14 protein-coding genes are annotated in these 13291 nt (G+C 37.2%); 8 read left to right on the top strand and 6 right to left on the bottom strand.

The window, feature by feature from the left end:
* Positions 1-4: 4 nt before the first annotated feature.
* On the bottom strand, positions 5-946 hold the full coding sequence (locus B3R63_RS03695; protein ID WP_286728338.1) for a PDR/VanB family oxidoreductase: 942 nt from the start codon (positions 944-946) through the stop codon (positions 5-7).
* Between the two features lie 57 nt (positions 947-1003).
* Complete coding sequence (locus B3R63_RS03690) at positions 1004-2077, bottom strand: aromatic ring-hydroxylating oxygenase subunit alpha (RefSeq protein ID WP_286728337.1); 1074 nt, start codon at positions 2075-2077, stop codon at positions 1004-1006.
* A gap of 1299 nt (positions 2078-3376) precedes the next feature.
* Here B3R63_RS03690 and B3R63_RS03685 point away from each other — a divergent pair.
* The gene (locus B3R63_RS03685; protein WP_119878823.1) at positions 3377-3814 is read left to right on the top strand and encodes a hypothetical protein; all 438 of its coding nucleotides are present in this window, start codon (positions 3377-3379) and stop codon (positions 3812-3814) included.
* A gap of 475 nt (positions 3815-4289) precedes the next feature.
* On the opposite strand, the gene B3R63_RS03680 is transcribed toward B3R63_RS03685, so the two are convergent.
* Both B3R63_RS03680 and B3R63_RS03675 read right to left on the bottom strand, forming a co-directional pair.
* On the bottom strand, positions 4290-4859 hold the full coding sequence (locus tag B3R63_RS03680; protein ID WP_119878824.1) for a hypothetical protein: 570 nt from the start codon (positions 4857-4859) through the stop codon (positions 4290-4292).
* An 84-nt stretch (positions 4860-4943) separates the two neighbouring features.
* Positions 4944-5636: a 3'-5' exonuclease gene (locus B3R63_RS03675; protein ID WP_111281678.1), complete on the bottom strand. Its 693-nt coding sequence runs from the start codon at positions 5634-5636 to the stop codon at positions 4944-4946.
* A gap of 339 nt (positions 5637-5975) precedes the next feature.
* On the opposite strand from B3R63_RS03675, the gene B3R63_RS13875 reads away from it, so the two are divergent.
* The 3 genes from B3R63_RS13875 (at position 5976) to glyA (ending at position 7942) form a co-directional block, all read left to right on the top strand.
* Entirely contained in the window at positions 5976-6233 is a 258-nt protein-coding gene (locus B3R63_RS13875) for a hypothetical protein (protein ID WP_286728336.1), read from the top strand.
* Between the two features lie 71 nt (positions 6234-6304).
* The gene (locus B3R63_RS13870; protein WP_286728335.1) at positions 6305-6496 is read left to right on the top strand and encodes a hypothetical protein; all 192 of its coding nucleotides are present in this window, start codon (positions 6305-6307) and stop codon (positions 6494-6496) included.
* Positions 6497-6688: 192 nt separating this feature from the next.
* On the top strand, positions 6689-7942 hold the full coding sequence (gene glyA / locus B3R63_RS03660; protein ID WP_005019534.1) for a serine hydroxymethyltransferase: 1254 nt from the start codon (positions 6689-6691) through the stop codon (positions 7940-7942).
* A gap of 248 nt (positions 7943-8190) precedes the next feature.
* Here the strand turns inward: glyA and B3R63_RS03655 are convergent, their stop codons facing one another.
* Positions 8191-8616, bottom strand: coding sequence for a hypothetical protein (locus B3R63_RS03655; RefSeq protein WP_286728334.1), 426 nt, complete (start codon positions 8614-8616; stop codon positions 8191-8193).
* Positions 8617-8934: 318 nt separating this feature from the next.
* Complete coding sequence (locus B3R63_RS03650; protein ID WP_248122021.1) at positions 8935-9294, bottom strand: hypothetical protein; 360 nt, start codon at positions 9292-9294, stop codon at positions 8935-8937.
* Positions 9295-9713: 419 nt separating this feature from the next.
* On the opposite strand from B3R63_RS03650, the gene rnk reads away from it, so the two are divergent.
* The 4 genes from rnk (at position 9714) to B3R63_RS03630 (ending at position 13241) form a co-directional block, all read left to right on the top strand.
* Positions 9714-10118 (top strand): nucleoside diphosphate kinase regulator, encoded by a 405-nt coding sequence (gene rnk / locus B3R63_RS03645; RefSeq protein ID WP_005019540.1) that lies wholly within the window; start codon positions 9714-9716, stop codon positions 10116-10118.
* A 205-nt stretch (positions 10119-10323) separates the two neighbouring features.
* Complete coding sequence (locus B3R63_RS03640) at positions 10324-11106, top strand: tellurium resistance protein (RefSeq protein ID WP_286728333.1); 783 nt, start codon at positions 10324-10326, stop codon at positions 11104-11106.
* A 23-nt stretch (positions 11107-11129) separates the two neighbouring features.
* Positions 11130-12263, top strand: coding sequence for a toxic anion resistance protein (locus tag B3R63_RS03635; RefSeq protein ID WP_286728332.1), 1134 nt, complete (start codon positions 11130-11132; stop codon positions 12261-12263).
* A 57-nt stretch (positions 12264-12320) separates the two neighbouring features.
* On the top strand, positions 12321-13241 hold the full coding sequence (locus tag B3R63_RS03630) for a hypothetical protein (RefSeq protein WP_286728331.1): 921 nt from the start codon (positions 12321-12323) through the stop codon (positions 13239-13241).
* Positions 13242-13291: the final 50 nt, after the last annotated feature.

Raw genomic sequence — 13291 nt, 5'->3', positions numbered from 1 at the left:
TTTTTTAAAGATCAATAACTAGCATTTTAGATTTTGCACGCGAGCAGCATGGAGTAAATTGATCCTGAGCCGCCTGTTCTTCTTCAGTTAAGTACATATCCCGGTGGTCAATTTCACCTTCGACAACTGTCACTAAACAGGTACCACAAATCCCCTGTTCACAAGAAACAGGAATATTCACGCCAGCAGCTTCAAGTGCCTGTACAGCTGTTTGGTCTTGTGCTACATGAATCAGTTGACCGGTTTTTTGAACTTTAATAGTGAAACTACCGTCTTCACTGTTATCAATTACTGGAGCACTAAAGTGTTCTTTATGAATATGCGTCTCAGGCCAGGATTGCTGTTGTGCTGTCTGAATCACGAAATCCATAAAACCTTGTGGACCACATACATAAACATGATGTGCTAAGTCAGACTGAGCAAGCGCACTTAGTAAGTTGCAATGTGTGGCGGCTTCATCATCAATGTGCAGATGAACTGAATCACCTAGAAGATTGAGATCCTCATGAAAAGCCACTGCCGAACGGGTTTTAACAAAGTAAAACAGCTTGAAAGATTTGTTCAGTCGTTTTAACTCTTTGGCCATTGCCAGAATTGGTGTAATCCCAATCCCGCCTGCACATAGGACTGCATGTTCAAGCTCTGTATTCAGCTCAAACAGGTTGCGGGGTTCACTAATCTGAATGCGTTGCCCCACCTGTAACTGTTCATGCATAAAGCGTGAGCCACCACGTGAGTTTGGATCATTCAGTACACCAATTACATAGCGGTGCTGTTCACTGCTGCAATTCGCCAAGGAATATTGGCGTATTAAGCCTTCGCCCATATATACATCAATATGAGCACCTGCTTTAAAAGGAGGTAGAGGCTCCCCATTACAACTCATGAGCTCAAATGAATTTATTTGAGAATTGTGTTGATGGATCTGATGAATAGTCACTTCCATGTGAGTGCCGCTCCTAAAATTTAAAAAATCAAAATACTGTTCTAAAACTTTAACTATTTAACCAAGCGTGACTGACGGAATCTGCTCTCTGCCTGCAATCTCGTTAACCTGTTCTTGGCTAATCAGACGATCAATCACTTTGCGCGCTTGCACTCCGCCTGCATCAATATTCAGCATCAGCAACTTGCGGTCAGGGTAGCGGAGCAGGTTTTGTTGTTGCTGTTCCAGCATGTCCAGATCTTCAGAGAAAATCTTGCCTTGTCCTTCACGGATCTGATCTGTCAGTTCCGCATTCTCTGGCTGGAAGTGACGGGCCATACCCCAGAAATACCAGTGAGAGGTTTCTGTTTCAGGCGTAATAAAGTCCACCACAATAGAAGATACTTTATGCTCGGCAGCTGCCTGATAGCCACCTTTACCTGCATGTGCTACGCCAACTTCAATATGAACATTACTTGGCGCAAAGAAATGACAGATCTGCCAGCGGTCTACCGGAACATCATCAGCCAGATTGTTGCCTCTTAATGCCATTTGCCAGAATGGAGGTGCATAGATATTTTCCATATAGCGTTCTGTAATGACATGATCCCCATCTATACGAGTAGTAGGTGCTGCTTCATCAATTTCTTTTTGTCCAATACTGGCTGAGTGAACATAAGTTTCATGAGTAAGATCCATCAGATTGTCAATCATCAGACGATAATCGCAATTGATGTGGAACAATCCACCACCATATGCCCATTCAGGATTATCTGCCCATTCAAGTTCAGGTAACTGATCTTCACTTGCAAGTGACTGGTCACCTGGCCATACCCAGATAAAACCGAATTTCTCTACAACACTGAAACTCTTGTTACATGGAAAACCACGAACACGCTGTCCAGGCATAGCAACTGTCTTGCCATCACAGCCCATAACTAAGCCGTGATAACCACAAACCAGATTGCCATCCTCTACAAAGCCTAAAGAGAGTGGAGCACCGCGATGTGGGCAGAAGTCTTCTACTGCATAGACCTTATTTTCTTTACCACGATAAAATACCATTTTTTCACCACAGATCTGACGACTTAATGGCTTTTCCATAACTTCTTCAGGACGTGCTGCCACATACCAAGCATTTTTAATGAACATATTCTGATCTCCTTATCAATTGGATCCAATTTATGATTATTTATGCTAATAGTCAACAAAAAATGTACCATAAAAGTATAGATTGGATCCATTTTTAATATTGAGAGGTGAAATCTGCTTTTATGATTTGCTGATGCGGAACTAGTTTCTTTAAGAAATACAAGTTGTGAAAAATTGTTTAACTTTTTATAGTTGCTATCTTGAGCAGATGACGGATTCTGCCTAGTGTGAAGCATGGGAGAGTGCTATTAAAGACGTTCCTGTAAAGGGAAATAGTGTAATTGCACAATTTGTAGTAAAAACTATTTACTATTACCCAGTATTATTATGAAGATTTACAAGTGATTGTGATCTTGTATAGATGCTCCGATTGCCTGAAAACTCATGCAGGGGGGCAATCAATAAGTAAGATATAAAATAGATAATATTTATACGGTATATGCTGTTAAGAATTAATTTTTTATATTTATTAATCAAAAAGATAAAACTTTATTCTTGTGCGCGCCGAGCGCACCATTTTTATATATGATAAGAATCGATAACATCCTATAAGCCTCGCTAGATAAGGCTTACTAAAAATAAGAATGACTATGAACAGCCGAAATGATGGCTTATATATAACGATATTTTTGATATGCAATCATATAAAATTTTTCTTATGAAGGATAAAACCACGCAATATAGCAACCAGCACAGCAAAAAGAATAATTAAGAGTATTTGTTCTGCTGTGTTTAGGTTAGGACTATCTATAAAGTAGTGCTGTATAATAAGTAAAAAAGCTAAAACAACTATAATAACCAGTATGATAGAAGGCACAAGGTATCTCACTAAACTGCATATATTCTGTATATAATATTATCTGAAGAATGGATGTTTTCAGGCTACAATTAGATTATAAAGATAGAAAATTTCTTCCATTCCACTAGAATCACAGAGTTTAAGTAATACTTTGATACCTATTACAAGGCACAGTAATTGTATTATTAAAAATATATCTGTATTGATAAAAGTGAAACTCATAAAATTATGAGGAGCTGTCATGAGAATCTTGAGATGGCTATCATTTATCGCAATTGTAGTGATATTGACTCTGATTTTTTGCCTTTACGGAGACTTGGCAGGAGATTCTGTCAGATCAAAAATTTTCTAATAAATTAAACCTCTTAACCAGAGGTTTTTTCAATTTTAAACCCTAAGTTTTTACATCAGGCCATAGTAGTAGAACTAATTAAGACTTTTTATGTATTGTATTATATTTAATTGATATTATATCCCTCCTGAAAAAAGGGGCATTCTTCATGCAAAAAGGCTTGGCAGGTGAATTGTTTGGCGTAAATATTTATTTACCTATTTCACGTATTGAGGTGAAAGCCTTAATACAAGCAAAAAATGCTCTGGCAGAATATTTAGTCCGTGATAAGTATAAATCACTTTATGAAGTTCATTTACAGCTAGACAGACAGATCCATGTATTTGCTCATCGCTTAGAAAGGGAAGAGGCATCCCGCTTTTACAGGTTTTTTCTAGAAGAAGTCACAAACTCAAATAGTAAAAAATTGGAGCTAAATCCAAATTATACTTTTTCAGAAGTAATTCCATCTTATGGAGTCGAATTTAAAGATCGATATAATATTAGAGTAGATAGTCTTCTAAAAAATTATTTAGGTTGTATTTTATCCAGCTTAATTTGCATAATTTTTTTATTGTACAGTGCAATCGTTAATTTTAATCTGTAAGTTAAAAGTAAATAAGTTACTTAAAATATTGAAAAAAATTAATATGTTATTGTTATTGAAAATGACGTTATATCACGAGTATTTTTAGCTTTAGATGGAAATCATGCAGAATCCTTTTATTTAGGGTATGTAGGGAAGCGAGCGTATATCCAGAATCCTATTTTAGAGAATTTTAAAACTTATAAGAGAGCCTAGGTGAAAAAGTTATCATAGCATTTTGTGTTGTATGAAGCTGTCTTGATACTTTACTCAACCAAGATCATAGAAGGTATTGGCATATTTATTATTTTCACAAATATTAGATGTATCATTTCATGAGTTAATCTAATTTGAGCTATTCGATAGCAGCAAGTAAGAGTAAAAAATAAACTAAAAAATTGCCTATAAATATATTTTAAAATTACGGACTAAGGAATGAGTATAGGGTAATCAGTCATCTTTGACTTGTAAAAATGACTGATTTAATAAGTCATTTTCAATGCTGTCTTAAATACTCTATAGACTGATTAATCTGTTGCATGGCGCGGTTAAGCTCTGATGGTGGAAGCCGGCTTTCTTGCAGACACGTCAGCCATTGCATCTGACAAAGTTTTAAGTGTTCAATATGGTGTGCTTGCTGAATGCGATCAATAAGCTGTTTGGCCATTAAGCCACAATATTGTTTTAACAGACTCGTCATTAACTCTTTTATAGCTAGAAGCCCTAAGAGCTCAACATTTATTTTAGCGTTAGAAGTGGACCGCTCTGAATATATAATTTCATTTTGCCTGTCATCACTTATTAATATTATCGGGGCTGTTTCTATTTCAAATTGGTCTGCTGATATGAGTTTTTCTTTTTGCTGACCTTCAAAACTGATTAGTCCCATATTATAAAGCTGGTCTAGTACCTCAGGTTCTGCAATTCGTTGCTTGAATTGTGGCGTAAGTATATCAAAATCTGGTGTACCAATCAGAATAAGTAAACGTCTCTGGCGTACATTTAGATGAATTGATCTGTTTTTTAAAACTTCTATACCTAATGGTGTTTTTTGATAATCAGACATTGCCCCGACTTCCCCTAATCAGTCAAGGCAACCCTACATTAAAAAAATTAAAGTTTGATGAACAAATTTTTAAATATCAAGGGGCTAAACTAGGGTCTGTTCTAGGGCCTTACGTAGATAAGGATCCAGCTCTTCTTGACGTAACAGCCAGTTTACATAGTCACCAGGTAATTCTTTAATTGCGGTACCACGGTGTTTACCAAAATTCAGAATACGGGGTATCCGTGCGTCTTCTGATGCAGTATAAAGTTCTTCAATACTCTGAATATTTAGATGGTAAAGAATATGCATGAGTATATTTGCAGTTAAAATAATATCGGCATCTGCACGGTGAGCACCTTTGAGTAATTCTCTTGCTTTATCACTTCCTTTACTGATCATATAAATCAGTGCAGAGATGTTATGTGCCTCAGCATCGGGCCAAACCTTGCGGGCCAGCGCCAGAGTGCAAATAGCTTTAATATTTGAGGTATCTATGCCACATTTTTCAATGGTACGAATATCATAATCAATATTATGACCGATAATATAGACAGTTTCGGCAGGTAAACTGAAGTCCTTATAATGAGGCTGACCAGCAATATCGGCTTCTAGAATATGATGTACTGCCATCGCGGCATAAGAAATTGACTGTTCACCAATACTGTAGAGCTGGTCAAATAACTGACTTTTGTCTAGGCTCAAACGGCCTTGAGCAATTTGGACAGGTGCGTAGGCAATTTCAATCGGTAGTCCATTGAGTGTATGTGTTTCAGTATCGAGAATAATGGCCTGCATGTTGAAAAATATGCCTGAACAAAAGAGAAAGTCAAAATCTAACATTATTATTTCTATTCTGACAATTTAAAAACCCTGTCAGGGCTTTAATTGAAGGGTTTTTAGCTCATCATTTACCAAGTTGAGCCACAAATTACGTCGCTTCTAAAATAATTCGACTTTCATTCACCTTATTTTGAAGAAAAAAATCCTTCAATCTGGTTTCTAAAATTTATATATGAGAATAATTAAACAAATTTCTTGCTATTTTTTATAAAAATTGGGAACGGGTGTCATGAAGAAGAAAGAACACCCTAAAAATCAGTGAATGATAATAACTTAAAATAAGGATATAAAATAATGAAAAGACATGTATTGACCTGTACTGTACTTGCAATAAGTATCGGTTTGACGGCGTGTAATGATAGTGATGACAACGATAACCAGAATGTCAGTACGCCTGTTCCTTCCATACCAGTAAATAATATAGACAACCCGGTATTAGCTACGCCTGTAGCCCCTATACCAAAACAGACGTGGCTATTGCCGGTGAAAGCGTTGTTATGGCCTATAAAATGCTCGAAATTAATAATAAAGAAACACAAGCTACTGCGTTAGTTTTCACCCCGGAGGGAACACCTCTAGCAAAAGGATGACCGATAGTTGCATGGGCACATGGCACGACGGGTGTGGCTGATCAGTGGGCACCGAGCCGGAGTAGTCTAAATCCGGTTATTAAAAATATGATTAACGGCCTGCTTCAGTCTGATTATATGCTGGTAGCACTTGACTATGAAGGGCTCGGTGAACCTGGTATAAATGAACTTCGTCCTTACTACCAAATGGGATCATGGCAGTGTTTACGGGTTGAATATGGCTAATATTATCTCGGATGTAAAATCTCTAATGCCAAGTCAATAACCTGAATTTAAAGCGATGACTCATGTTTTTTAATATGAGCCATTTTTATTTAAAACTGAGTAAAGTTCATTCTGTTTAATAATAAACTTCATGTTACAATACGCGCCAATCTTAGCACGGCTTAAAAGCCCTAAATTAATAGGACCTCGCTAATGTTTGCCAATATCTCTATTGCTGAATTTGATCCGGAATTAGCTCAGGCAATTGCTGCCGAAGGTGAGCGCCAAGAAGCGCACATCGAGTTAATTGCTTCTGAAAACTATTGTTCTCCAGCGGTTATGGAAGCGCAAGGTTCAAAACTCACTAACAAATATGCAGAAGGCTATCCAGGCAAACGCTACTACGGTGGTTGTGAGCATGTTGATGTTATTGAACAATTGGCAATTGATCGTGCTAAAGAACTTTTTGGTGCTGACTATGCAAACGTTCAGCCCCATGCAGGTTCACAGGCAAACTCTGCTGTTTACCTGGCCTTGCTGAATCCGGGCGATACCGTTTTAGGTATGAGTCTTGCTCATGGTGGCCATTTAACCCATGGTGCAAAAGTAAGCTTCTCCGGTAAAACCTATAATGCAGTGCAATATGGCCTGAACCCGGAAACTGGCGAAATCGACTATGAAGAAGTTGAGCGTCTGGCTTTAGAGCATAAGCCACGTATGATCGTTGCAGGCTTCTCTGCATATAGTCTGGTTGTTGACTGGCAGCGTTTCCGTGAAATTGCTGATAAAGTTGGTGCTTATCTGTTTGTTGATATGGCCCACGTTGCAGGTCTGGTGGCAGCAGGTGTATACCCGAACCCGGTTCAAATTGCTGATGTAACCACAACCACTACCCATAAAACTTTGCGCGGCCCACGTTCTGGTCTGATTCTGGCAAAAGCGAATGAAGAGATTGAGAAAAAACTTCAGTCTGCTGTATTCCCAGGTAACCAAGGCGGTCCATTAATGCATGCGATTGCGGCCAAAGCAATCTGCTTTAAAGAAGCTATGTCTGATGAGTTTAAAACCTATCAGCAACAAGTGGTTAAAAATGCTCAAACCATGGCGCAAGTTTTTATTGAGCGTGGTTATGATGTCGTTTCTGGCGGTACATCTAACCATCTATTCCTGTTATCACTCATTAAACAGGATATTACAGGTAAAGATGCAGATGCATGGTTAGGCGCAGCCCACATTACTGTGAATAAGAATTCCGTGCCAAATGATCCACGTTCTCCATTTGTTACCTCGGGTATCCGTGTAGGTACACCAGCAGTCACTACTCGTGGTTTTGGTGAAGCTGAGGTGCGTGAACTTGCTGGCTGGATGGCTGACATTTTAGATAGCAAAGGCGATGAAAATGTTATTGCTGATGTAAAAGCGAAAGTGGAAGCGGTTTGCGCTAAATTCCCGGTTTATGCTCAGTAAGTGATTTCTTTAAAAAAGCTCCCATAAGTGGGAGCTTTTTTAGTGTTATAAACTGTGCTTTATTTAAGTTCATATATCTATAATAAACCCATAAACAGTTCTTTATAAATAATAGTTTTAAAGCAAACTTATTCAAAATCTAAAGATCAATAGCTTTAGCAAGAAATTTTTAATCTTATAATATTTTATTTTTATTCTCTTAGATTGTTTGGTGGTTAAACCTATCTCTTTCACTATATAAAGGTATATCACCTAAAAGTGAATAATGAGAAAAGTAATAATAAAAAAATCACTCCGAGTACCCAAGGTAAAAATTTCCATATCATGGGTTGTTTCTCTTCCATAGTTTCACTAGAGAGGGGAGAGATTTCTGTTTTAAGTGTATTATTAGAGGTAGAGATAAGACTCTGCTCATCTTGTTCAGGTTTTAGTTTTTTACATTCTTCACTTAAATAATTATAAAATTGTTCTGATTCACTCTCTTCGAGTCTGTAGGCAAATACATGAATCTTGTCGTTAAGTTGCAATGTAATATGGTCGCTACTAAGATTTTTCTCCTGTTTTAATTGATCTCTTAGTTCGTTTCGGGCTATAAGCGCTTTTCTTATTTCTTCTCTTTGCAGAGGTCGGTGGATTTCTACACCAAATAGCTCACCTAATAGTTCTAATTCCATTATGATCTACCATTTATTGTTGTTGTACGCCGTGTCTATAGCAATATAAAGCAATAGCTTACAAAGACAATGACATTGTCTAACAATTTAAACTTAAGGCAAGAATAAAAAAGTTAAAAGCACTATTTTATATTTAAGATAACTGGCTTATTCTGTATGGTAAAAATATGAGTTCTGTTTTTGCTCACATCAAAAATTTTTTAATAGAGGAATTTCTGCTAATAAGAAAGTTTATAAAAAATTTATATTCAATATTTTAGTAAAAGAAGATAACCAGAATAACTTGGTTAATAAAATAATATGAGCAATATAGAAAGTCTAGCATTCTATATTCGCGCCCTTTTTATAAAAGTCTAAGACAATATCCAGATCAAAAAGTAAACCTTCAGCAGTATATTCATTTGAATGTAGTTTGAGTAATGCAGGCATATATTCAGTTTTATATACGGTAGGGTAATCTTTGCATAAAATCTGTATCCGTTTTTGTTGAGAGGTCTTAGGATTGTCTAACTGATCCAGATATTTTCCAATTTTCTCACCTGCCTGATCAAGCTGAGCGGCGAGAGGAGAGCTGGAGTCCAATGGTTGAGCCGTGTCTGTCTCTTGTGGCTGCCTTTGACAAGCTGCGATTGATAAAGATAAAAAAACAGTCATAAGAATTTTTTCTTTCATATTCATTTTTATTTTGGGGAAGATTAAAAAAGTATAGGATGAAAATAATAAAAGAAAATATATGATTGTGGTGGAATAGTAAGCCAAAAGTATAAGTTTAATTTTGGTAACTTATATCAGTATTTGAGAAGCTATAAATTAAATGGTTGAGAAACTTGGTTTAAGATGTTACATCTATGAATAGGCTTAACTTATTGTTTAAAGATTAGCGTTCTTCATTTAACTGGATACAGTAAAGGATAACTTTTTTCATTCTTTACATTTTATATGTTTTGTGGCTCCTCTTAAGGGGAGCTTTTTGTTGTTTTATAAAAAACAACAGGGTGGAAAAATACTTTTCTGATAAGTAATTAATTATTTCTAGACCAGAAAATATACATCTATAGCGTTGCAATATTTATTTAAAATGGAAGGAGTCAGTTTATATGGCTAAACCAAATATTATTATTTCTTCACAGGACTTGCATCGTCTTGAAACCATGCTCGAGCATCAATCTCATATGACTCAGACTATAGAACATCTGGAAGATGAACTTGCTCGGGCTGAAGTAGTAGAGCCACATGAAATACCAGCTAATGTGGTCAGCATGAATACCCGAGTGCTGATCACGATAGCCCCTTCAACTGAACCGACTGAAATCCAGCTGGTTTATCCGCATGATTTTCGCGGTGATAAAGGACAAGTCAATGTACTTGCTCCTATAGGTGCTGCTATTTTAGGGCTGGCAGAAGGCCAGGAAATTGAATGGCCGCAACCTGATGGTCACCTTATGAAAGTAAAAATTGAAAAGGTGCTATATCAGCCTGAGCGAGAGGGTGATTATCGTTAGATCAAATGCCGTGAAATTTCACGGCATTATTCTTTGTAGTTATTCAATTAACTATGACAAAACTTAAACGTAAAAACTGCTATTTCGGCTTGTAGTCTGAAAGATTTGGTTTAAATTGAAAATATAGCTTTCAGCTTCACTTCATATTGTTCTGTTATTTTATTATCAGTCTATTTTACTGTTTGAGGCGATACCCGGCGTCTATATGCAGCATTTCCAAGAACTCATTCCATTGTCCAAGATTGAGGTTACTCCTCAAGAAACTTTGACCATAAAACGCAATGATCTGGTTCCTCTGATTTATGATCAATACCGGTTAAATCATTATGCCGAGCATCTGGTTCAAGCACAGTCCGTACTCCTCAATGGAGTAGACCCTGAATTAACCCGGCAGTTAAGCCAGACTATTGAACAGCTGATTCAGGCTTTAGCTGACTCTAAAAAATATCTGAAAAAACGTAATTTCAATGCATTACAGAAATGGCTGGGAATTGATATCGAGTATCAATCAGGGCAGGTGGAATATTATAGAAATCTGGACCGGTTACTTGCTCAGGCTGATCATTTGAGTCAACGGTTACAGATTGAGATTCAGAAATCACAGGCGCGTTTTCAGCAATTACTGGGTTTACGGGAACAAATGGCGAAATATATTGTAGCTGCACAGGAGTTTCTTAATGAATATCCAGCCTTTATTAAAAACCAGCATCCATTAGATAATTTTGCAGAAAGATTATCTAAAAAAATTAATACATTACAAACGTTACAGGCAAGTAATGATATTGCCATTACACAAATACGTCTTTCACAGCAGCTTTCTTTTAGTCTTTTAGACCGGTTTAAAGAAGCTCAGCAAGTACTGATTCCTGCTTGGCAATACCATGTGCAGCAGACAAATTTAAAGCATTCCGATGCAGAATTAGAGAAGCTGGATAATAGCCGGGAAAATCTGATCAGAACATTGAAGAAGTCTTTAGAGAAACATTAAAGTAAACCGAAGCAGGGTGAATTATGGCCGATCTGGAAAAAAATGATTTAACGATAGTTACTTCGAGAGACTTATCGGAGCAGGATTTTCAGCAACTAAATTTACAGGAAATAGGGTTAAAGGGTTCAGACTTTACAGAAGTCCAGAATGCCCATAAAGAGTTAAATGATATGAGTCATCATACTGTCGCTGAATATGGGAAAAATATTGCGACTAAAACCTCTTGTTATACGGATGAATTGCTAGATTTAGTCCAGAACAAAGACCTCGATGCTACCGGCCAGAAACTCAACCAGGTAGTACAGGTTGCTCAGCAGCTGAATACTTCCAGTATTTTAAACAAACCCAAAAGTTCAGGTTTTCTGGGTAATTTGCTGGGTAAGATTAAAGGTGCCAAACAGAACTTTGACCAGCAGTTTCATACTACTAAAGAGCAGATTGATGTTCTGGTAAAAGAAATTGAAATTTCACAGACCGGGTTAAAAGCCCGGGTTGATACACTGGATAAAATGTTTAATGGGGTACAGGATGAGTATCGGCAGCTGGGTATTTATGTCGCTGCGGGAAAACTTAAACAGCAAGATATTCAGCAGCAAATCGCTAAGCTCAGTGAACAGCCCCCCCAAGACCAGCCGACTACACAAAAAATTTATGATTTAAATCATCTAGCGAATAATCTGGAAAAACGTATCAGTGACCTTCAGGTTTTACAGCAATCTGCTATGCAGACTTTGCCAATGATCCGGATTATTCAGTCCAATAATCTGATGCTGGTGGACAAGTTTTATGCCATTAAAAACATTACCTTACCGGCTTGGAAAAACCAGATTAGTTTGGCTATTTCGCTTAACGAGCAGAAAAACAGTGTACAGCTTGCCAATAGTATTGATGATGCAACCAATGAATTACTACGCCGTAACGCAGAGCTTTTGCATCAGAACTCTGTAGATACTGCTAAAGCCAACCAGCGGTCAGTCATTGATATTGAAACCCTTGAACATGTCCAAAATACCCTCATTAAAACAGTAAATGATGTGATTCAGGTACAGAAAGAAGGTATGCAAAAACGTCAGGAAGCTACCAGCCGATTGCGTATGTTACAAGATAATCTGAATCAACTTGTGCTTGAATCAAATTCGGGGACAAATAAACCTTAAGCTGTTTTTGTTATATTAATAGCCTAAGTATACCTGATTAATCTTTGGAGATATTATTTGCCACCTTTAGATGAATATGCGTTGAGTTCTAAACAGATCGAAACAGGGATGCTGGTATTGAAAAAGCGTCAGCATAAAGTGATGCTACTTTGCGTAACGACCAGTACTTTATTTATTGCAAGTGTGGTTGCCATGTTTTTACAGCAGGATTTTATCTATAGTTTTTTTGGTCTTTCTCAACAAGTAGAACAACTACATTTACCTTTAACTCTCGAAGCTAGCCTGACAGATCTTGCACCACAGCACGATTATTTTTTTAATTTACTGTCATGGTTTGGCTGGTTATTCTTAAAACTGTTTGCAGCTTTCTTTGGTGCATTTTTCACAGTTTATTTTCTCAGAAAATTTCATTTTTTTTATATTCGCTTTCAGTCATTTATTTTAAAATTCGTTGGATGGCTCATTGCATTTATCATTATCTGGTCAGGTTTGACTTATGTGCAATATGACCTAAACAATGAAGAAAAAGAAGCTGCGCATGAGCTGGTACATTATGAGCGTAATATTCAAGATAGTGCGATTGCACACTACTTGGCTGAGGAAAATGTAGAAAAACCGGTTCAAGCTTATATACTCGCGCAAACGGCCTTATTGCACCAGCCTGCAGATAAAAATACAGCTATTCCCTATATAGTGGAACTGGTCAAAGCAGAGAAGACTGATCCAGACTTTATTGAGTATGGTTTTAAACCAGAACAGCTTTGGATCATGCAGCACCAGGTTTATGGAAAGGCTTTAACACCGTTAGCTCAAAGTGTTGAGCCACAGGTAAGACAGGCTCAACAGCTTTCATATTGGGCAAATATTATAATCATAGCTATAAGTTTAATGAGCGCTGTTTTAAGCCTGATATTTTATTTACTGTCTCGCCGTCTGCAACTGAGAACCGAGCGAATTACACACCGCCTAAACAGCTAAGTCATGAAAAACAAGATCAGAACAGGCCCGAAAAACCGGCTCTGTTCTTT

Source organism: Acinetobacter sp. UBA1297, from assembly GCF_002307755.1.
Taxonomy (GTDB): Bacteria; Pseudomonadota; Gammaproteobacteria; order Pseudomonadales; family Moraxellaceae; genus Acinetobacter; species Acinetobacter radioresistens.
Note: the sequence above shows the minus strand (reverse complement) of the source record. Positions and strands in the feature narration are given on the sequence as shown.